Origin of the sequence: Candidatus Pantoea gossypiicola, assembly GCF_008632075.1 — a bacterium.
GTDB lineage: Bacteria > Pseudomonadota > Gammaproteobacteria > Enterobacterales > Enterobacteriaceae > Pantoea > Pantoea gossypiicola.
In genome coordinates this window covers 1-20,387 of sequence record NZ_VWVM01000021.1, presented here as the reverse complement: position 1 = coordinate 20,387, position 20,387 = coordinate 1, and the positions used below count along the sequence as shown (strand labels likewise).

Below are 20,387 nucleotides of genomic sequence, written 5' to 3'. Positions count from 1 at the left end.
GCCTCAGAAGAAGCGGAACGGTGCAAAGCCGAGATAGTGCAAGGGTTAAAGCACTTTTTTGGTGCAGGCGCAGAGCAGCAATGTCTTACTATGGCGCTTAGTGTGACGTGGTGAACAACAAAATGGTCATGGCTCAGGCGTCTTCAGCTCATGAAGCTGTCGCTTAGACGGTAACGGTAATATGGGGGATTTTATTGATCTGCCGGGGGCGCTCGGGCAGGTGAATCTGGAAAAAGTTATTGCCGCGCAGCCGGATGTCTATCTGGTCGCGGTGGCACCAGACCGCCAAAAGCGGGCGCTCCACTACCCGCCGGTTTAGTGCCGGGCACGCAGACTACTGCAGAACAGGTGAGTGCCAGCCTGAAGCTGCTGCTGTCGCGTAAAGGCATCAGCACGCTGAAAGCGGTTGAAGCCGGTCGCAGTTTTGGCATCTGGTACCATTCCTCCTGTAACGTGCTGGCCGTGCAGTTCTTCGCCAGGGTGTTTTATCCGCAGAAGTTTGCCGCTCCCGATGCGTAGCAAACGCAATGCTATAAACCGTTCCTCGCCGTCGAATCGACCGGCACTTACTGGACCGGGTAAAAAGTACTTTGCCCCGACTGCCGGGGCGTTTTATATCACGGAGAGAAGGGAATGAAGATCAGCGGGTGGTCACTGTCTCCGCTATCGAACAGAGTTTTAACGATGCGCCCGGAGTTCTGACAGGCGAAGTATTTTCAATGGCAATACACGTAGTCGGGGGACGCTGTTTTAAGCGCTTTATTCACTTCCTGGTAATCAGCGTGAAAGAGTATTTTGTGCCTGCATAAACCGCGCACGCCAGGGCTTGAGAACCCACAACGCCAGGCCAGCGGTGATGAAGTCGAAGGTAATCGCGCAGCCAAAGACCAGGTGCCAGTTATGGGTGTGCTGATACATCAGCGCCGCCAGCGGACCACCAAAGACCGCGCCGATACCCTGCGAGATATACAGCCAGCCATAGTTCGCTGAAGCATTTTCGCTGCCAAAGGTGTCGGTCAGTGTGGATGGGAACAGCGAGAAGATTTCGCCCCAGCCAAAAAAAACGACGCCTGAAAGCAGTACGAAGAGCAACGGATCTTCGCGGCAGGCAAGCCACAACGTCATCGCTACGCCTTCCAGCGCGAAGGCAATAAACATCGTATTTTCACGGCCGTAGCGGTCAGAAATAAAACCAAATAGGGGACGTGTTAAACCGTTAGTAAAACGATCAATGGTCAGCGCCAGGGGCAGGGCGGCCATGCCGAAAATTACCGCCTTGTTGATGCCAAAGTCTTCGGCAAAAATCGCCATCTGCGAAGTCACCATCAGCCCTGAAGTCGACATCATGGTCATCATCATGAACATCAGCCAGAACAACGGCTGGCGCAGCATTTCTCCGGATTTAAACTGGCGCTGGTCCAGTACGGGAGACGGTGTTTTGCTGGCCGGGATCATCATGCTGGTTTCAGGCAGTCTCAGGTTCTGGCTGGCGAGAAGACCCACAGCAGCGAAGATGAGGCCAAATGTCGTCATCGTCTGCTCCAGCCCGTAGCTATTAAGAGAAATAGAAATCGGGAAGGTGGTGAAAATGGCCCCCATGCCGTAGCCCGCCGCCACGGTTCCGGCGGCAAAACCGCGCTGCTGTGGAAACCACTTCATCACCAGTCCCACTACGCCGATGTAAACAATACCCGTCCCCAGTCCGCCAAGGCAGCCGTAGGCCAGATACAGTGAAGTCAGGCTGTTGACCCGGGCAGCGATCACCCAGCTGAAACCCGCCATCAGTGTACCGATGGAGATCAGCAGACGTGGGCCAAAGCGTTCGACCAGCCGACCCTGAAAAGGTGAGAAAAAGGTCTGCAGAATAATCAGCAGCGAGAATGTGACCTGAAGTTCCGCCAGCCCGACGCCGAGTTTAGCAATCATCGGTTTGGTCAACAGCGTCCAGACATATTGCGGACTGGAAATGGCTGCCATGCAAAGTAATCCAAGCAGAAGCTGTACCCACTTGCTGTGTTTCGCTATTACTACTGGTTCACTTATCGAGGTCATTGTCTGTCTCCATAATTACGCTTTGCTCTGCTTAACCACGTTTTTGTTGTCGCACCTATCCAGACCATTAGCTGCAAATGCTAAATCCCTGAGACAGTCATCCCGATACATAAATATGTACGTAAAGCAATAAAGCAGGATGTGTGCCAGTTTGAAAAAATGCTTAAATTCAATTGGTAACGGAGTTACGGGCGGAATAAATGTGATGGGCTGCAAAAAATGAGTGCGCTGAGATGGTGCGTGGGAGACGGTTGATGGTCAGTCAGAAACGCCATCCGGTACATTCTGATATTCGAGGTTATGAACAGAAAGGTGTTACCGGAAAAAGATAAACAGGTGTTTGAAATGTTCGGATTGAGGACACAAAAAAGCCCGCAGGGCTTGTGCTGTAAGAGCTTTAATGACTTCGATGATGGTTCTGGTAACCATCAACCAGGAAAATATTATCCTGAAAGCCTCATTTCTCTGACGAGATCTGACGAACAGTCATCAGGAATTCCTGAGCCGTGGTTTCCCATAGTTCAGGGGCAAAATCAAACCCATATCGTTTCCTGAACTCCTCTTCGACACCGTCACCATAGGCGGAGATAAAATCATCAACTTCTTCGGCGAGATCTTTGAGCATCCAGTCTGGTACTGACTTTTTGAATAGCCGTACTATGCCTTCGACCGTATCCTCGCCATCATTGATGATGTCCGCGTCCTGGTTGAAATAACCGAAAATAAGTTGGTCAAGAAAGTGGAATTTTTGCATTTTGTACCTATAGATCCGGGAATGCTGTGAGAATGTAATAGGGTTTGCCGTTATATTGCTGAAACTCGATAACAATTCTCACATTTGTCATGACTATTCGCTGGTTACTCCCGCGCTGGAAACCGTAGCCAATCGCTTTGCCAGATGCATTTCGAATAGTTAACCTGGCTCCCTGTCTGCCTCCGCCAAGGACCGATTTTATAACGTCCCGATTAGCAAAAATCGCTTTCGATATGGCTTCTTCGGCTATCTGCACGTTGGTAAAGGTAGTGGAATACTGCAAACGCTTATTGGCTTCAAAGCGGGATAATAGTTCTGCATCGCTTTTGCCAACATGTGTGGAAAGCGTATGCCCGCCGGGTTTCAAACCTGTGACTGACTCATGCTCAGTAAGTTTAATGCGGCCAGCTCTTACTGCTGCTACACGACTTGCGCCGATGCCAAGTGCAAATCCTAGTGGAACAGCGATATCGACAGTCAGGCCGATTTTCATAGCCGTATCTTCATCTGCTCCAAAGGATTTGGCAATTGCTGTTGCTGTCTCGTATGTTGCTGTGCGAGTGTCTCTGCCCACAATGAGCTGATTTGCAGCAGCATTAATGCTATCGAGACTATGTGCGCCGACGACAACACATCCTGCTTTTGTTAATCCGGTAGGTTCAGGTGCTATACATAGAGCAGTTGCACCAGCCAGTTCAAGGCATCCCATGACAAGTCCCAACCCCCCGAGAAGGCGGTTACTCATTGTTTCCGCCTCTGTCACTGTCTTATCAGAGAGTGCGGCAGCAAGCTGAACAGGGGACATCGCGATCTTTATGCCATCATCCATAATGTGACCTTATTTGTTTAAAAGGCAAACAGCATAATTGTATGCTTTTTTCAGGTGCTGCCAACCATTTCAGTGCCATAAATTAAGTTAGTGAAAGCTATTCATTTCTCACAGGTGGCTGAAAGGAGCTGGCGCTGGATAAACAGGAGACAATGCTGAAATGATGTGGCAGCGGCAAAAAGTAAATTGGATTACACTGTGCGGCGTTTACTGAACTTGCAGATCCTTATTGGCAGTCAGCCCTGCGAAACGTGAGCCCGTAGCTGCTATGTGTCATTAACTTGCGTATCTGTCATGAAAAACTTTCTCCGACGTTTGACAGTGTTGTCCTTGACCGGGTTAAGCACGTAGCGAGATTAACTGGCTAAGCAATAATGCGGGCAGCTTCGCACATTTAACTGATATTCCTAAGCGTAAACCAATGCCGTTTTGTCTGCTGCCTGGTCACCTGCTCTGCTGATAGGTTAAAAGGGCTTCAGATTACCCTATCTACTACCATCTGCTTTGGCTGGTGCAGGGTTAGCATTGATATCAATGTATTTTCTCAATCCCATTGGGCGGCTTACTCCGGGAGGATCAGAAAAGGGAATCTTAAACGTTGGCGATGCTGATACTTTTACTGTCCACGTGGTATCACCGATGAAGCGGAAACTTGCAGAATGAGGTGAAACTTTCAAAGCCTCGAAATGACCTGAAGTATAAATACCCCCAATAGTCAGTTCCTCTAAAATTCCCTGAGAGAGATCTAACAGCAGGAGCGTCAGCATCTCTTCAAAAAGAACGTCATCTGTTATGAATAAAAGATAGCGGCGCTCATCAATTATTATCGCACCCTCAAGCACTTTTCCAGGGATGATAATTCCCGTTGAGATGCCGTCAATCAAAACTTCGGAACGAGCCTGGGCGGTATCTGTTGCCTCATTAACTTCCGACAGCGATATTGTAGTGACTTCTTCCATTTCTATTTCCACCAGTTGCCCATTTCCCACGCCGCTAAAGCACCGCCGACAAATCCGCCTAATAGCACGCATAGGGGGCGCCAGGTCCACACATCAAACCTGCAACGGCACCGCCAGCCCAACCGCCCGCAATACCAGCTCCGTTAATAGCAACCTGCCTGCCGGTTTCTGATGCTTTGTTGTCTGACGTATATATTTCATACATTGATATCTCGATAGAAAGAACTATCAAGCCTTTAGCTGCATGGGATAGTTCCATCATTCTCAGGTTGACCTGAGGATTTGATTTACCCGCTGACTCTACAATCGCGGCATAAACCTGATTTTTTTGCGTTTCAGATAAGCTGTAAAAATTAGCCTTTGGCCCGAACATAGCGGCAGTTTTTTTGGCGACTAACTCATTGAGCGTTACGCCTGAGGTCTTCATCCTTTCTGCCATTGCCCTGCCAAGTGGCGTACTCCGGGTGCGCACCATATCCATTATCAGATTTCTGGTTTCCTGTGCCTCCATTGCAGCTTTATCCCAGCTAATAATGCCACTACTCACTTTTGCTCTGAGATCTTCAGCCATTTCTTTAATGCGTTTAGAGTACTCAAGACGCAGTCGGGGATCGACAGAGAGCCTTGCTGCCGCCGCAGATACATCGCCTTGTAATGCGTTCACCGCACTTTCAAATTTCGTTTTGCCGTCTGAGTCCAGCGCACTAAGTAAGGCCGTATCCATTTTCAGTCCCTGTTAGATGAGCAACTCCACGAATATAACAAATGTGCTAATGAAATTGAAAATTGCCTCATTATGCAATCCGCCGAATTTTCATACTGAACGGATTCTTGAGGCTGCTGGCCTCCATTCAGGCAATCTGTCGTAGTGGAGGTAATGCCTGGCCTGACGCGGACTGATAGTGACATTCCCCCTATAGAGTTCATTTGGCTCCGACATGTGCAGGATCACCCTGCGGCTCGATATGCTGCCGATGATGGCATTGATGCGGGCACCGTCACCGCTCCACAATTACCGCGTTTGTTTGGAGCAATTCAGCCGATTACAGACACAAAAAAGCCCGCAAGGCTTTCACCTTGCGGGCTCTCAGGACTTTGATGAGGGTTCTGGTAACCCTCGCTGGCGGAGTCTGAATAGACTGCGCAACCTCATGTAAAAATTGGCTTTTATTCAATTCAACTTTTATTCGTGTACCTAAACGTGTACCAATTGTCATCGTTCATACTTAAATGAGATATAAAATGTATCAAATTTAATTCTTACCATCGTCGTGACCAATTATATAAAATTCTGCGCCTGATGCCCTGATAGCCGACTCGGCGCTAACTAACAAGACGTCAAGCTGTTTTCGTATGTTTGATTGAACATTCTTATCATAATAACTTTTCATAGTGTGAGGTTGTACAATTATCACTCTAAATTTAATTTTGCTATTTTTTTCCAGCGCTTCAATCGCAGTTATAAATGACCCATGATCACTAATTACATTATTATTCCAACAATATTTAGCGATGGCATTTTCTGCTCGTTCTCTTAGATCAGTTGTTAAATTTTTTCTACTGATATATCTAAGGTTTTTGATTGCTTGATTCAAAACTATATCATGAGCACCAACTGATATTCTTCTATCACAGCTATTTGAGTTCGCAGCTTTAATATGAATTAAAGAAATATAAACTTTATCCTTATGCTCATCTATATGAATGAAATCAGCTTTCTCACCAGCGCCATCATCGCAAAATAACCACCCCGAAGGCTTATCCGTTGTCATGAAGTTTTCATGTGAATCCCAGAGACCACACCAATGATGTTTCATCCAGCAAAAAAGAGACTTTTGAGTGCCGATTTTGTTTAATGCTGCTTTGCCGTTTAATTCTGGTTTTTCTTTTGAAATATCAAAATTATCAAAGTTTGCCCATATGAAATTATTATAGATAACATCGCGATATTCTGTCTTGAATACTCTGCTGTTAATTATCGCATGCCCTGACTCATACCAGCATTTAATCAACTCAGGGTATTTAAATGTATTTGCAAAGTAATCAAGCTCGGGTTTTTTCCCTTTCTTTGGTATCTTTTCAATTACATCAAATTCAACTGAGTAGTCCAATATCTTAGGTGATATCTTTATTTCTCCAATACTTATAAGATTTTTGAATATTTCTAAACTTATGTCTGGCGAGTTTAAGGTGTCAAATATCTTAAAGGTATATTTGTTTTTAATTGTATGAAGTCGATCGACTTTGCTCTCACTTAGATCATTTTTATTAAACTCAGGATCGAGAAAAGATAGGTCATAAACATTACTTACTCCCTTCATTTCTGCAATGGGTGTAGCTAATATGCTTATTGGGTTCTCAACTTCATTTTTATTTTTATCAATTGTGTCAATTATTTCGATGACCCTATTTTCAAACGTTTTCCAATCCTTGCATGGTCCTCTCCATAAAGATGACTTATATGGATTTAGACCAATTGTTTTTTCTGTCCCATCTAAGGATGTACGAACTGCTGACATTACAAATGATTGATCTTCAAGGGGGTTTAAAGTATCAGCCACACTCTCGCCACCTAAAACTTTTGAGTCAGCTTTAAAACTCTCTCTTCCGTGTGTGCCTAATAGCCATAACATTTTAATGTTATCTTCATTAATGAATAGATAGTTTAGTTGACTAATGTTAATTACTTTAATATTAGGGATTAATGGCGTAAAGAAATATGTTCTTATTTCATCCTTTAACCCTTTTTCAGACACGTAAAATGCGAATGTATTATTTAAGTTAAAGGTGATGAAAATATGGTTTTCAATGTCAGTTAGTATATTTCCTGAAAACCAACTTGGATTTTTTAGAACCTCATAATGGGTATAGAAAATAAGAGCTTCGCCAGATGAATCCTGTCTAACAGGATGCATATTAACAACCTGCTCTTTTCGGCCCTCTGTGCGAATTATACTTGAAATTTTTTCATGGGTTTCTGCTGCGCTTGTTGCTTCAGGACTCATCCCTAAAAGTATTGAAAGAAACGGTTTGATATGTAGCTTATCAACATAGTCCATAAGAATACTCCCTATTAATACATTAATGTTTTTTAATGTAACCTATAAATAGTTAGTTGATCAAACAGTGATCAATGTCGATTTTTGTGAATGAGCTAACTTAAAAAAATGATTTTGTATAAAAGTGTTCACAATGTTCACTCATCATATTTAAGCAATTAATTCAATATCTTATATGGTGAAGGGTTCATGGGGACTTCTACATGAGTGTGCACTAGGGGTGATCACTTTGTAAAAATAATAAAAAACCGGCCTGAGCCGGTTTAGAAGGAACGGAACTATCAGGCGCTACATGCGGGCAACCAATCTGCCTCGCTGTCTTCATGTAGCGTGAGATTAGTTTGTATGCCGTTATTCGTCCGGCGCTTGAGCAGTACGCGCTCGTACTCTTTCAGAGTCTGTGGCACCGCCTGGCCGAAAGCCGTTAGGCTGAGCGGGTGCTGATGGCCGCGCGATTCCATAAATGACAGATACGCATGATAGAGATAGCGCTTCGGGTTTATCGGGCGAATATTGGCGTTACCGATGAACAGCCCGTTTGTTGTGCTAAGCGGCATCAGATAGCCACAGAAATCGACCAGTGGATCGGCCTGTCGTTTTACCTCCAGCGCTTCGCCGGATGACTGCTGCGCCTGTAGCAGCTCGCGGGCTTCATCAGGCGACGCGAAGCGCTGCATCAGGTGACGAACAATTACGGCCAGTTCGGTGCTGATTTTATCCAGTAGCTGAGCATCGCGCTCTTTTGCCGGTATCACTTCCGGGAACGTCAGGATTACCCGGCGACGTGACACGCCGCCGCTGCGATCGCTGAAGCGCATAGGATTGTTATTCACCGCCAGAATGACCGCCGGGATATGCGTTGAATAGGCGTCACGGTATTTCGGATCGATTGCCACCGCATCACCGCCGGTTATCGCCTTGATGCCCGCGCCGTCGCCGCTCCATTTCTCTTGGTCTGGCAGGATAATCAGCGAGTAGCCAACCACGCTGGCGCGCTCGCGTGAGGATTCCAGCGTGTCGATGGTGGCGGACGTGGTATTGTCTTTTCCTGCCAGCAGAGTGGCTATCGAGGCCATCACGCTTTTACCGCTGCCGCCGGGGCCGGTGACCTCAAGAAACATCTGCCAGTCGTAGCGGTTTGCCAGCACCATAAATAACGCCGCGAGAATGCGCTCCTGCTTGTCGTGATTATGTCCGGCGGCCCGCGTTAACCAGCGCCAGAAGGCCGGGGCGTGGTCTGCAAGGTTTTCACCCGGACGCGGGGCGGTGTAGTCCACGCTGTTGACGGTGCGCAGCCAGTGCTCGCGGCGGTGCGGGCTGAACGTGCCGGAAGCGGTATCAAACACGCCGTTACGGAAGCCAATCAGGCGGCGGGACGGTTCACCCATCTGCGGCACCATCAGCTTGAGCGTGTCCAGCACGCTGCCGATACCGGCGGCCGAGAACGGTGCGCGTACTTTCTGAAACAGCGCGGCGATTTCCCGGCGCAGCGTCTTCGCCTCCATCACCTGCCATGCGCCGTTCTCATAGCGGCAGATTTCCTCCCCGACCGGCGGAACGGCCAGCGCCTCTCCGTAATGGGCGACCAGCAACTCGGCTTTCTGGCTGGCGCTCATGGCCTTCAGGTCAGCCTCGCTGACGGATTCAAACGGGCTGAGCGGCTGCGGCTGCGTAAAGCCGGTGAGCTGTGCCTGCGTGGCGATATCACCGTGCATTTGCCACACGTCGTTCCAGTCACCCGCAACTGGCGGCAGGGCGGCTTTACCACCACAGGCTTTCGCCGCTTCTTCTGCCTTTAACTGGCCGGTGCCGTTGTCGTCACGGTCGGCGGCAATCATCATCAGCGCACCGGGGTATGACTCACGCAGCCGCTTTGCCAGCGCGGGCAGGTTGTTGGCGCTCAGCGCCACGTATACCGCCTGCCCGGTCAGCCGGTGCACGGTCAGGCCGGTGGCATATCCTTCAGTGAGCCACAGCGTTTTGCCATCCGGCTCGCCTGCCAGCCAGTACGTGCCTTTAACCTGCCCGCCGGGAAGGGTGCGCTTGTCGCCTGCGGCACTGATGAGCTGCACGTTCACGGCGGTGCCGTCTTCGCCGGTCAGTGGGATGAGCACATCCCCGGCGGCAAAGCGGATGCCACCACAGCGCAGCGCATCAGTAAGCGTGAGTGCATGCGTACCGTGCAGCCCTTTCGATGAAAGGTAGGCGTTGTCCGTGCGGCTGATGGCGGCGGCGATAAGTGCCTGCGCCCGTGCTGCGGCGTCTGCCTGCGCGCGGCTTTTGTCTGCGGCTTCATCATGCATAACCGGGGCCGACTCCGGCAGCGTGCCTAGCATTCCGGCCACCTTCATGGCGGCCTCTTTAGCGCTGATACTTAGCGCCTTTTCCACCAGGTTAAGGCCGTCACCGGCCCCGCACTGGTTACAGAGCCACGTTCCGCGCCCGTCCTGATTGTCAAAACGGAAGCGGTCTTTACCGCCGCAGGCAGGGCAGGCAACGTGTCGCCCCCCGACGTGCACGCTGATGCCGAGTGCGGGCAGAAGCTGCGGCCAGAATCTGGTGGCCGCCTTTACGGTGTCAGAGACGATATGTTTCATATGTGCTTTCTCCCTCAGTGCATCGTGATGCGGCTGGCGGCCGCAAGCTGGCTGCGGAAAAGTTCATCCATCATGGTGACGCCGAGCTGCGTCAGGCGCGGCGGCGCGGTCAGCAGGTCCGGCTCAACCATATCGCCCAGCATGGTGCAGGCCATCTCCATGCCCGCATCGGGGCCGTGGCGGCGCACATAGAAGCCCTCCAGCTCAAGGGCAATCGTCATCTGCAACTCATCGAGCGTGGCTGAAACGGTGATGCCGAGGTTTTTGCAGGCATTCAGATAGCCCTGCGCCAGCGCGCGGCGGTAAACGGCTGTGCGTACCTCAACGGGCAGGCAGGAGTGATTAGCAGTCATCATGGCGGGCCTCCGTGGCTAATATCCGGGATTCACAGGTTTCAACGACTTTACCAAGCTGGTCGGTGAGCAGGGCAACGACCGAGGCCAGCGCCGCGCCGTCAGGCACGCAGCCTCGTGCGCTCATGCCGTTCACCGAGTCGAACATATCGAGCACGGTCACGCCGACCGTGTGCGCATGCAGCAGGCGCAGATAGTCAGCGTGGGGAATGGGATAGGTGTCATGGTTATTCAGGCGTTTTGCGAGCGTGTTCATGCGACTACCGCCTTAACCGGCAGACGACCGGCAAAGGACAGGACGTAATCGCGGGCGAGGCTGGCGCGGGCGCTTCGCTCATCGCCAGCCACGGTGCGCAGCATGCAGGGACGTGCGGCGGCATCGGTGCGGCGTACGGCGGCAAAAATAAAGGTGAATTGAGAGTGAGCGGCAGTAAGGACCGTTGTCATGAGGACAATCTCCATTGAGTAGCGGTTGCTGCTACCACCGGAGTTCCTACGCTCATGGGTGGTAGCCCGGACGGGGGTAGGAATACCGGCCTCAATGGATACCGGCCAGCCTGAAGGCTGCCCCGCCCGGGCCACCATTACGCAGACGGCGCAACGGCGAAAGAACCGTTGCCCGGATAATGGGTGCACTGAGGCATAGACACAAAAAAAGACGCATGGCGCGTCTGGTGTCGCCATTGAGTAACACGGGTTCCTACGCCCGGCTGCCGATTTTGCGGCAGCACAAAAACTGTATAACGGCCGCTCGCCAGAGAAAAGCCTTTTTTCACACATCGGGGCGATTTCCTCAGCAACCGGTCAGGACGTGATCGGATTGCGGCGGATTTGATCGGAATTCCCCGTTCTCTTTCTTCCCCCGCTGCCTGGCAGGCTTCGCTTTTTTACTCATAACGGAGATGTGACCGTGCATTTCGCTGGTAAAGGCCGGTGCGGTTACTGTGCTGCCGCTAACGGCTGCCGTCAGGCTTTCTGCGACAAAGGCGGCCTTTTCGCGAGTGAGTGGACAGGTTTTCGTGCCGACATTCTGCGTAATCATGCTGTACCTCCGGCGCGCTGTGCGATGCGGGCCTGCATCCAGCCGTCAATCTCTGACGCCAGCCAGGCGACGTTTTTACCGCCGAGGGAAATCTGCGACGGGAACTGCTCCCGGCTGATTAAGTCGTAAATGGTCGAGCGTGAGAGGCCGTAGGTGCTGATGACTTCCGGCAGGCGCATGAAGCGGTCGCGCGGGAAAACGGCGTCGCGGATCGCGGGAATGGCTGGGGCCGGTACGGATGAAACTGCGTGCATGGTGTTACCTCATTGTGAGTCCGGCCGGTACTGTCCGGTTCCGGTGGTGTCTTCAGGTAACCCCCTATTTTGAGAATATTTTTCGGTAAGTAAACAAGTGTCCGGCTTGCTGAGATAAGTACGAGTGATTATTTTTTAACCATCGTTTGCCATTAAATTGCAATGAACTGCAAACATTTGCCATTTGCAAGTTTAAGGCAATCAAAAGGATGTTATTGATAGGATTAAACGCTGGAAAAGGCTCGCCAGAAAAAAGCTGTTGTCTAAGACTGTGTGAACACTGGTGAATACTCTGTGAAGACTTAACTTAAAAGTATTCACTGCCTTAATTACTGTATTTATTATCTTTTTTATCTCAGTGAATACCAGTGAACAGTTATATAAGAAATATTATCAGTTAAGGGCCATCCCCTACCGGTTATGCCCTTGTTTGTTCATCGACAGGCGGAAAGCAATGAAATGCGCTGTCCTGTGGTACATGACAGAATGGCCTCATCCTTTACAGACGATGAGAGACAATCATGACCACCCCGGAACAGAAACCTGCATCACTGGAACGCTTCGAGAAAGCCCGCGCTGAACATACCGAAAGGATGAAAGCCTATAACGGTATCTGCGCCGATATCGCCCGCTGTGAAAAAGAACAGCAGGCAGCCATCGAGGCAGGGAAAGAAGCCGAGAGCAACTGGCGCACGAGCTTTCGCAACCTGCGAGGCAATCTCACCGACGAGCTGCGCGCCGAACATTCTCAGCGCATCGCCAGCCGGGAACTGGCCGATGAGTTCGGCGGGCTGCTGAAAGAGCTGGCGCTGGATAAGCAGGAGGCGATGCTGAAATGCTGCGGCAGTGGCAAAGAGTACGTGGAATCACACCGCGAGGCGTTTACCGGTTTCTCGGATGCGCACTGGCAGTCAGCCCTGCGGAACGTAAGTCCGTCGCTGCTGTGGGCCATTAAGCTGCGTATCCGGCGCGAAGAACTTTCCCCGACGTTTGCCGGTGATGACCGGGACCGGATTAAGGACGTGGCTTATCTGGTCGGTGAAGCGCTGACTCAGGCGGCTGCGGCTCTGCCAGAGAGCGTGCTGAAAGAGGCTCCGCTGCTGGAGAATATCGGCCTGCATCGTCCGGCGCTGACGGGGGTTGATATGGAGCTATATACGCGCCCCCTGCGCCGTCAGAAGCTGGGGGAATCAATCCGGGCACAGCGTGTAAAACTTCAGGAGGGCAGCCAGAAATGATGCACTGCCCCTACTGCAAAAGCGCGGCACACACCAAATCGAGCCGCTATATGTCCGAACAGGTGAAAGAGCGATATCACCAGTGCACTAACCTGGACTGCTCCTGCACCTTCAAGACAAACGAGAGCATCACAAAAGTCATCACCGCACCGCCACAGCAGGAAAAAGTACCGGAAGCGCTACCGGAACCGGTAAGGGAGCGTCAGACGCTGGGCCGTTACGGTTCTGCATTTCGCCAGGTACATTAATCCCACACAGCCGCTGCCGACCAGCGGCTTTTTTGTGTCTTCGCTTTGCCTTTCTGAGGCCCTTTTTCTGGCCAGCCGCTTTGTAAAGAGTGATGCATGCATAGCGTGCATGGATTTGCATGAAAAAACATGCATCGCTTTTCCCCATTCAGGCCATGCCGGACGCGGTCCGGCCCGCATCATGCACCTGCATGAAAAGCGATGCATAAAGCGGGCAGGCGTGGCGGGGATAGCATTGCGCGCTAGTCTCAAAGTAAACTGAGCTGACGTGAAATTAAATTTTCAATATATAGTCATTTTTTCCGTAAAAACGACCTACCCCCAATTCATCATTATTAAGACTCGGAGCGACTTTAGACGTTGTCATGATCAATTGGTAATCGACTTTACCATCAAGGCAAGATGTGATTATTTTCTGAAGGTTCTGACTTCTCTCTTCGTTTATATCACCACATTCAAAGTCCATTATTGAAAAACGCGGATAGCGACAATATTCGTCAGTAATTGAGAATAATAAAAACGCCAAGTGTAAAGCGGCTTTTTTAACTACATTGGAACTATCAGAGTAGTTAACCCGTTCATTAAGTAACCATCTATCTTTAGCGAAATCAATTTCAGTCGAAAGGCTAGTTGCACTTTTAAACTTCTCCTCATTACCCGAATCCATCTCAAGAATATTGGTCGAAATATCCCCAAGTATTTTGTAGACATAAGTTCGGCGCTCCGCATTTTTAGCCTCTAATGCGGTAATTTTGTTTCTGCACGCCTCGATTTTCTGTAGAATATACTCTCTTCGCTTTATTAAATTATCAACCTTACTTGCAGATTCTATTTTTTCATTCAATGAACTTATTTCTAATAGTTTTGCAGTTCTTTCCTCAATGATCTCAGCGATTGCTAGCTCTCTGTGATTGGAAGTTAAACTTAAATCAAATAATTTATTTTGTGTAGACTGTAATTCAATATTTAGCTCTGCAATAAACCCTTCGAGATATTCAATGTTTTCTGATAATTTTCTAATTATAGTTTCATTTTGTCTCGTCTGATATTGTAATTCATTTAAAGTCTCAATGTACTTCTCAGTAAGCGAAGCTGTGAGTTCACTGGCTTTACATAAAGCACATCCGGCTTCATCCTCTTTAGAACTATCTGAAATAGGAGTAAAACAGCATGGGCAATAATCAAAAGATATTTTCCCAAGACTTTGATAAGTATCTTTTGATTCATTTAAGGCTTTCATTCTGTAGTTAAGACTTTTACCGAACAGTATGCAGTCTTGAAGTTCTATCTTAATAGAATCTAGTTCAATATTTTTAGTGTTTATTTTCATTGTAAGCTTATGGCTTTTTTCAAGTGCCATATTTCTTTCATTGGAAATATTATTTTCACCTAAATCGTCAAAGGTTCCATTCTTATCAAGAAGCAAGGATCTTTTAGCATTAATATCATCAAGCTCAACTTTCTTTTGTTCAATTGCTTCATTGATTTTTTCAACTGTTAAGTCTGCGGTGTTCCCCAAAACTTCAAAATAAGTTCTCAATTCTGTGCCGCTAATCTCATATTCTCGCTCATTTTTTAATAGACTTTGCCTATAGGAGTGAGTTTCAAGATCATCAAGGCCTAATAAAAATTCTGCAATTGCAAGTCGAGTGTTTTCATTATCAGAACGGGTAGACTCTTTTCGAAATATTCTGTTTGAATCTGAGGATTGACTCAGGTAAATTAAGCGCATTATCTGATGCATTGTTAAATTATGATAATCGCTAGATTTATATTGACCCCAATCAAAAAGTTCAAACATGATCTCTGAAAAACTTAGCTTATCATTATTACGTCGTGAGCCGTAATCGCTCCAGTCTCCCACGTCTTTAATCGCTTTGTCGTAATTCCCGTCGTATATTTCTATATGAGGAATTCCTCCCTCGGAATTAATCTGCCGTTTTAAAGTTATAGTTTTCTTATTAACTGATATCTCAGCTAAAACGTTAGAACAGACATCCGCAGGGTATTTCCAATCATCCTTTTTAGGCTCTCCTCCAAGAACATAGAAAATCATGTCTAAAATAGTTGATTTTCCGACTGAGTGTTCTCCTCGAATAATATTAACACCAGCATGAAAATCCTCATCATAGATTTTTTTAATGCCATAATAAACCACTAATCTATTGAGCTGTAGTGTGCTTTTTTTAGTTGTCATAACGATATTCCATAAGGTTAGTTTTAGCCTTTAAACCATTTTTACCCTTAAACTTTATTTTAGGGATTTCCTTGGCTATAACACTATATTCAAATCCTTTTCTGAAAGAGTCGGACTCTAATTTATTTATTAATTCAGTAGGGATCTTTTCTTCATGAAGATGTAACTTGTTTTCGTTAAGAGATATTATTTTTTTTGAAAATAAATGAGCCAAGGTGTTTTTTCTTATTATGTTTAGTTCGAAAAAAACTCTTCTTGGGTTTTCAATTTTTTCATATGAGTCACCTATTTTACCAATATCTACAGCTAGCTTAGAATTAGATCTCGGCCAGCCGGTGATATTTTTAAGTTGACTGGGGAATAAATAATAAAAATCCATGAAGTTAATTTGCTCTTCACTTATTGAAGATTTATTATTGTATAGCAAGCTAATTATTCTATATAAACAATGATTAGCGTCTTTAAAAGGATGATATATTATCATTATCCAACCCACCGAATATGACACTTGCCAGTTAAAAAGAAGATCATTCCCCTTATCAAATCAAATGATACGGCTGCATTGACTTCGGAAACTTCTTCATAAAGTGGCTCCACTATTCTATCGAAAATCATACGTTCGATTATAGCAGTGCTTACTGTGTTTTTAAACAGTGGTTTGATATAATGTGAAAAAGAGGAGTTTATCTTGCTTAGACAATGACAATAGATTACTTCTTCTGAAGATGAAAACTGATTTTTTGAGACGCGACGCGCAAATTTGTTTTCAAGAAACAAAGCGTCTTCAAGCAAGTCTAACCTGTCCCCCTCTCTTAACTTCCCTTCCAAACCAATAATTTTTCTTCCTGGCCTAGGGAGTAAATATTCTTGCAGCTCATCGAGCATATATTTATATTCAGGGTCAGAAGAGCGCAGTTCTTTACACCGCAATAATAGATTGGCTAAAGCATTGCTTTTAGCCCTGACCTCATTAAAACTATAATTAGTACCGATAATAAGATCTCGTTCAGCACTATTATCACTTATAGTGTTATCATTTATTTGGAGACCGTTATTTTTTTCCATTCTTGGTACCTTGACCAATGATAAAATCTCCGGAAGCTTCATTATCGTTTATCTCATTTTTTGTTAATTCACCATCAGTTATAATTGAAATGTTTTTTGCTTTATTTCTATTTATTTTATTTCCTTCAATCTTAGATGCTTTCTCATGCTTTGGTTTGCCATTGCTTCTGCCTTGGCTTATAAAAATGACTTTTAAACATGCGTTAACTGCAACGATGAAGGTGATCAGGCACATCCAAGGATGTTCGGATATGAAGTTAATATTATTAAACATTGGAGTTAAAAGATATAGTATAACAACACTCAAAATGGTGAGGGTGGCGTGGTATTTAAGAGCGCTTTTGAAAAAACTTATGTCCATATATAATTCCTTCTAGTTGAGATTTGATTTATTAATTGTGACCTATGGTTTATCTATTTTTGAGAGAAATTATTTCTATAAACAAATTCTCCCCACCAATAAATTAATTGGATTCGTTGCTTAATATATGTCGAGCGGTTATATGCTCGCCGGACTTCGTTTTTATCTGAATGAGCCAATGCGGATTCTATGATATCAGGATTTAATCCAGCTTCATTCATGGCTGTACTTGCAATTGAGCGAAGTCCATGTGCAACTAACTTACCACCATATCCGATTCTTTTTAAAGCAGCATTTGCAGTCTGGCTATTCATTGGCTGCTTAGGATCATTCCTGCTCGGGAAGATGTGCTCTCGATTGATACTGATAGTCTTCATGACATCAAGGAGAATCAAAGCATGGGGAGATAGAGGTACGATATGCTCACGATTAGCTTTCATGCGTTCGGCTGGAATCCTCCAGAGCTTTTCATCAAGATTGATTTCATCCCATTTTGCTCCAGAGGCTTCAGAAGGTCGAACAAGTGTCAGAAGTTGCCATTCTATAAGACAACGTGTTGCAACGGATAGGTTAGACATATGCAGTGAACGCATTAGCTTGGGTAGTTCTTCCGGGCGAAGTGTAGGCATGTTTTGTTTTTTTGGTTTTTTCAAAGGCCATACCAATACCAGAAGCAGGGTTTACATCAATTAAACCGGTGTTAACCGCATAAATCATGATCTCCTTAATCCGCTACACTAACCTGCGAACTGTTTCTAAAGCACCTCGTGCCTTTATAGGTTCAAGTGATTCTACGATCGTTCTGGCTTTAAGCGCCTGAACAGGAATCTCTCCAATAGCGGGAAATATGTCTTTCTCCAGCGATCGCCAAATATCCTTCGCATAATCCTCTGTGACACTTTTGCTTTTCAACTGAAACCAATTCCCGGCCACAGCTGAGAAAATGCTATCCAGCTCGATTTGGCGTTGCTCCGATAACTCTTCTTGTTGCTTTTGTGGGTCAATACCTTGAGCAAGTAGCGACAGGTATTGGTCACGCATTTGTCGTGCAACCGCAAGCGTCAGTGCAGGGTAGGAGCCAAGACTAAGGTTTGTACGGCTGCTACTTGCTGGCCGCTGGTAGCGAAAACGCCATAGCTTCTTACCCGACGTTTTAATGAGTAGGAAAAGGCCGTCACCATCATGCAGTGTGAAGTCTTTCTCTTGAGGCTTAGCTTTAAGGATTTCGTTATTGGTGAGGGGGCGTGTCATCCGCGCCATGACTGATTTCCGTCCATAATTGGTACACGTTTTTGGTATACATTATAGCGTGTACCAATTCGTGTACCAATTATCTCTGGATTCAGGCGGATCGTCTCGGAAGATTACAGACACAAAAAAGCCCGCAGGGCTTGTGCCGTGCGGGCTTTCAGGACTTCTGCGGATGGCACTGGAACCATCTTTGAAGAATTTTGGTGGAGCTGGCGGGAGTTGAACCCGCGTCCGAAATTACTACACCGTCGGCACTACATGCTTAGTCAGTTTTTACATTCGCCGGTTAGCTGCGAACAGACACGCCACTAACAGACTATCCTGATTGGATTTAACGCTTCAACCCCAGGCAAGGCATCCACGCGATCTCTTTTGGGTTTGACTTCTCTTGATCCCCGTCTTAAGAGCGGAAGCTAGGGAGAGAAGGCTAAGAGCAGGTTATTAAGCTGCTAAAGCGTAGTTTTCGTCGTTTGCGACTATTTTTTTTGCGGCTTTTTACGAGGCAAACCGCCCCTCGGCATGCTCCTAAGGCTTCACAATCCCGTCGAGTCCAGAATCAGCCCCAGAACTACAAATACTAGCAACTAAACAACCTAAAATCCAGTGCTTAACGCGCTGAATTCTTCATGATACGTGCTTTGTCTAATTTCCATTCGCGATCTTTAATATCATCGCGCTTGTCGTGCTCTTTCTTACCGCGTGCAACACCAATCTTCAGTTTGCACCAGGCATTCTTCCAGTACAGCGACAGTGCCACGATGGTGTAGCCTTCGCGGTTAACGCGGCCATACAGAGAGTCGAGTTCACGTTGCTTCAGCAGCAGCTTACGGCTGCGCGTCGGGTCACAGACCACGTGGCTGGAGGCAACGGCTAAGGGTTGAAAGGTTGAACCGAACAGAAAGGCTTCGCCATCGCGCAGCAAAATATAGCTGTCGCTGATGTTGGCTTTACCGGCACGAAGCGACTTAACTTCCCATCCTTGTAACGACAATCCCGCTTCATACTCCTCTTCAATGAAGTACTCGTGGCGGGCGCGTTTGTTCATGGCAACAGTGGCAGAACCGGGTTTGTGTGTTTTTTTCTTTGTCATAGTGCGGCGTATTTTACATCACTTAGTCGGTTATCGCATCCCCAGTCCAGCGGGGCAGCAGGAAACGGGATATTCTAGCACACCCTTACCCGGGGACATTTTTGTTTAATCGCTGAAAATGCTATTATTCAGCGGTTTTGTGATGAACAGGAACCATTATGGCTCAGATTAGTCGTTCGGCGCTGGTCCCGTTTAGTGCCGGGCAGATGTACCAACTTGTAAATGACGTGGATGCCTATCCGCAATTCCTGCCGGGTTGTACCGGAAGTCGCGTGCTGGATGTCTCTGATAATCAGATGACGGCGTCCGTGGATGTGTCAAAGGCGGGCATCAGCAAAACGTTTACCACCCGCAATACCCTGACGGATAACCAGAGCATCCATATGCAACTGGTTGATGGACCGTTCCGCAAGTTGACCGGCGGCTGGACGTTCGTCTCGCTGGGCGATGATGCCTGTAAGGTTGAGTTAAGCCTGGAGTTTGAATTCACCAACATGCTGGTAGAGATGGCTTTTGGTCGTATCTTCAAAGAGCTGGCCAACAGCATGGTGCAGGCCTTCACTCAGCGTGCCAAAGAGGTTTACCGTGCCTGATATTTCCGTCGAGGTGGTTTATGCCTTGCCTGAAAAGCAGTATCAGCTTTACGTGACAGTGGAGCAGGGCTGCACGGTAGAGCAGGCCATACTGAAGTCAGGCCTGCTGGAACTGCGTCGGGAAATCGACCTCGCCAGTAATAAAGTTGGCGTCTATAGTCGGCCAGTGAAGCTGGATGATGTGGTTCAGGAGGGCGATCGTATTGAGATCTATCGTCCACTAATTGCCGATCCAAAAGAGCTGCGTCGTCAGCGCGCAGAGCGGGCGGCAGAAAGCAAAAAATAAGTCGTTATCCCGCCAGAATCAGCGGATGGCAGTGACTAGTCCTGGCATAGGTTGACACGTTATGCCGTTAAAACGCCTGATGCACTGCATCAGGCGTTTTGTATTTCAGCGACAGATGTGGCCGCTGACTGTTATAGATTTCTACTGACTCTGCCACCA

The 20,387-nt window shown here is 47.3% G+C and carries 23 protein-coding genes, 1 other RNA gene and 1 pseudogene; 6 read left to right on the top strand and 19 right to left on the bottom strand.

Annotation, left to right across the window (positions count from 1 at the left end; translation table 11 throughout):
* Nucleotides 1-181: 181 nt before the first annotated feature.
* Both F3I20_RS24000 and F3I20_RS23995 read left to right on the top strand, forming a co-directional pair.
* On the top strand, nt 182-319 hold the full coding sequence (locus F3I20_RS24000; RefSeq protein ID WP_190285983.1) for a hypothetical protein: 138 nt from the start codon (nt 182-184) through the stop codon (nt 317-319).
* 29 nt (nt 320-348) lie between these two features.
* Nucleotides 349-519, top strand: a complete 171-nt coding sequence (locus F3I20_RS23995; RefSeq protein WP_190285984.1) for a hypothetical protein — start codon at nt 349-351, stop codon at nt 517-519.
* 258 nt (nt 520-777) lie between these two features.
* Here F3I20_RS23995 and oxlT read toward each other — a convergent pair whose 3' ends face one another.
* The 12 genes from oxlT to F3I20_RS20325 all read right to left on the bottom strand — a co-directional run bounded on the left by oxlT (nt 778) and on the right by F3I20_RS20325 (nt 11,899).
* Nucleotides 778-2,052 carry an oxalate/formate MFS antiporter gene (oxlT, locus tag F3I20_RS20380; protein ID WP_150015546.1) on the bottom strand — a complete coding sequence of 425 codons (1,275 nt, stop codon included), beginning with the start codon at nt 2,050-2,052 and terminating at the stop codon, nt 778-780.
* 457 nt (nt 2,053-2,509) lie between these two features.
* On the bottom strand, nt 2,510-2,806 hold the full coding sequence (locus F3I20_RS20375; protein ID WP_150015547.1) for a contact-dependent growth inhibition system immunity protein: 297 nt from the start codon (nt 2,804-2,806) through the stop codon (nt 2,510-2,512).
* Between the two features lie 7 nt (nt 2,807-2,813).
* On the bottom strand, nt 2,814-3,635 hold the full coding sequence (locus tag F3I20_RS20370) for an RNase A-like domain-containing protein (RefSeq protein WP_150015548.1): 822 nt from the start codon (nt 3,633-3,635) through the stop codon (nt 2,814-2,816).
* 485 nt (nt 3,636-4,120) lie between these two features.
* Nucleotides 4,121-4,594: a hypothetical protein gene (locus F3I20_RS20365; RefSeq protein ID WP_150015974.1), complete on the bottom strand. Its 474-nt coding sequence runs from the start codon at nt 4,592-4,594 to the stop codon at nt 4,121-4,123.
* Nucleotides 4,595-4,652: 58 nt separating this feature from the next.
* Nucleotides 4,653-5,318: a hypothetical protein gene (locus tag F3I20_RS20360; protein WP_223811728.1), complete on the bottom strand. Its 666-nt coding sequence runs from the start codon at nt 5,316-5,318 to the stop codon at nt 4,653-4,655.
* A gap of 529 nt (nt 5,319-5,847) precedes the next feature.
* On the bottom strand, nt 5,848-7,653 hold the full coding sequence (locus F3I20_RS20355; protein WP_150038433.1) for a hypothetical protein: 1,806 nt from the start codon (nt 7,651-7,653) through the stop codon (nt 5,848-5,850).
* A 281-nt stretch (nt 7,654-7,934) separates the two neighbouring features.
* On the bottom strand, nt 7,935-10,250 hold the full coding sequence (locus F3I20_RS20350) for a primase-helicase zinc-binding domain-containing protein (RefSeq protein WP_150038431.1): 2,316 nt from the start codon (nt 10,248-10,250) through the stop codon (nt 7,935-7,937).
* A 14-nt stretch (nt 10,251-10,264) separates the two neighbouring features.
* Nucleotides 10,265-10,606, bottom strand: coding sequence for a DUF5375 family protein (locus F3I20_RS20345; protein WP_150038429.1), 342 nt, complete (start codon nt 10,604-10,606; stop codon nt 10,265-10,267).
* On the bottom strand, nt 10,593-10,859 hold the full coding sequence (locus tag F3I20_RS20340) for a hypothetical protein (RefSeq protein WP_150038427.1): 267 nt from the start codon (nt 10,857-10,859) through the stop codon (nt 10,593-10,595). Before F3I20_RS20340 ends, F3I20_RS20345 begins: the two co-directional genes overlap by 14 nt.
* Nucleotides 10,856-11,383, bottom strand: coding sequence for a host cell division inhibitor Icd-like protein (locus F3I20_RS20335; RefSeq protein ID WP_140029726.1), 528 nt, complete (start codon nt 11,381-11,383; stop codon nt 10,856-10,858). Before F3I20_RS20335 ends, F3I20_RS20340 begins: the two co-directional genes overlap by 4 nt.
* Before the next feature lie 13 nt (nt 11,384-11,396).
* Nucleotides 11,397-11,645, bottom strand: a complete 249-nt coding sequence (locus tag F3I20_RS20330) for a hypothetical protein (protein ID WP_150038425.1) — start codon at nt 11,643-11,645, stop codon at nt 11,397-11,399.
* Nucleotides 11,642-11,899, bottom strand: coding sequence for a helix-turn-helix transcriptional regulator (locus F3I20_RS20325; RefSeq protein ID WP_150038423.1), 258 nt, complete (start codon nt 11,897-11,899; stop codon nt 11,642-11,644). Before F3I20_RS20325 ends, F3I20_RS20330 begins: the two co-directional genes overlap by 4 nt.
* A 521-nt stretch (nt 11,900-12,420) precedes the next feature.
* Here F3I20_RS20325 and sid point away from each other — a divergent pair.
* On the top strand, nt 12,421-13,137 hold the full coding sequence (gene sid, locus F3I20_RS20320; protein ID WP_150038421.1) for a capsid size-determining scaffold Sid: 717 nt from the start codon (nt 12,421-12,423) through the stop codon (nt 13,135-13,137).
* Nucleotides 13,134-13,385: an ogr/Delta-like zinc finger family protein gene (locus F3I20_RS20315; RefSeq protein ID WP_150038419.1), complete on the top strand. Its 252-nt coding sequence runs from the start codon at nt 13,134-13,136 to the stop codon at nt 13,383-13,385. Before sid ends, F3I20_RS20315 begins: the two co-directional genes overlap by 4 nt.
* 274 nt (nt 13,386-13,659) lie before the next feature.
* Here F3I20_RS20315 and F3I20_RS20305 read toward each other — a convergent pair whose 3' ends face one another.
* The 7 genes and pseudogenes from F3I20_RS20305 to smpB all read right to left on the bottom strand — a co-directional run bounded on the left by F3I20_RS20305 (nt 13,660) and on the right by smpB (nt 19,349).
* The gene (locus F3I20_RS20305; protein WP_150053553.1) at nt 13,660-15,582 is read right to left on the bottom strand and encodes an AAA family ATPase; all 1,923 of its coding nucleotides are present in this window, start codon (nt 15,580-15,582) and stop codon (nt 13,660-13,662) included.
* On the bottom strand, nt 15,572-16,066 hold the full coding sequence (locus tag F3I20_RS20300) for an ABC-three component system middle component 5 (RefSeq protein ID WP_150038413.1): 495 nt from the start codon (nt 16,064-16,066) through the stop codon (nt 15,572-15,574). The genes F3I20_RS20305 and F3I20_RS20300 overlap by 11 nt, the downstream gene beginning before the upstream one ends.
* On the bottom strand, nt 16,066-16,647 hold the full coding sequence (locus F3I20_RS20295) for an ABC-three component system protein (RefSeq protein WP_223813121.1): 582 nt from the start codon (nt 16,645-16,647) through the stop codon (nt 16,066-16,068). Before F3I20_RS20295 ends, F3I20_RS20300 begins: the two co-directional genes overlap by 1 nt.
* Nucleotides 16,634-17,008, bottom strand: a complete 375-nt coding sequence (locus F3I20_RS20290; protein ID WP_150038411.1) for a hypothetical protein — start codon at nt 17,006-17,008, stop codon at nt 16,634-16,636. The genes F3I20_RS20295 and F3I20_RS20290 overlap by 14 nt, the downstream gene beginning before the upstream one ends.
* A 53-nt stretch (nt 17,009-17,061) precedes the next feature.
* Nucleotides 17,062-18,268: pseudogene (locus tag F3I20_RS20285) on the bottom strand (integrase domain-containing protein).
* 192 nt (nt 18,269-18,460) lie between these two features.
* Nucleotides 18,461-18,823, bottom strand: a transfer-messenger RNA (tmRNA) gene (gene ssrA, locus F3I20_RS20280).
* Between the two features lie 43 nt (nt 18,824-18,866).
* Entirely contained in the window at nt 18,867-19,349 is a 483-nt protein-coding gene (smpB, locus tag F3I20_RS20275; RefSeq protein ID WP_150015984.1) for an SsrA-binding protein SmpB, read from the bottom strand.
* Between the two features lie 158 nt (nt 19,350-19,507).
* Here smpB and F3I20_RS20270 point away from each other — a divergent pair, with 158 nt between their 5' ends.
* Both F3I20_RS20270 and F3I20_RS20265 read left to right on the top strand, forming a co-directional pair.
* Nucleotides 19,508-19,942, top strand: a complete 435-nt coding sequence (locus F3I20_RS20270; protein ID WP_150015985.1) for a type II toxin-antitoxin system RatA family toxin — start codon at nt 19,508-19,510, stop codon at nt 19,940-19,942.
* Nucleotides 19,935-20,228, top strand: a complete 294-nt coding sequence (locus F3I20_RS20265) for an RnfH family protein (protein ID WP_150015986.1) — start codon at nt 19,935-19,937, stop codon at nt 20,226-20,228. Before F3I20_RS20270 ends, F3I20_RS20265 begins: the two co-directional genes overlap by 8 nt.
* The last annotated feature ends 159 nt before the right edge of the window (nt 20,229-20,387 follow it).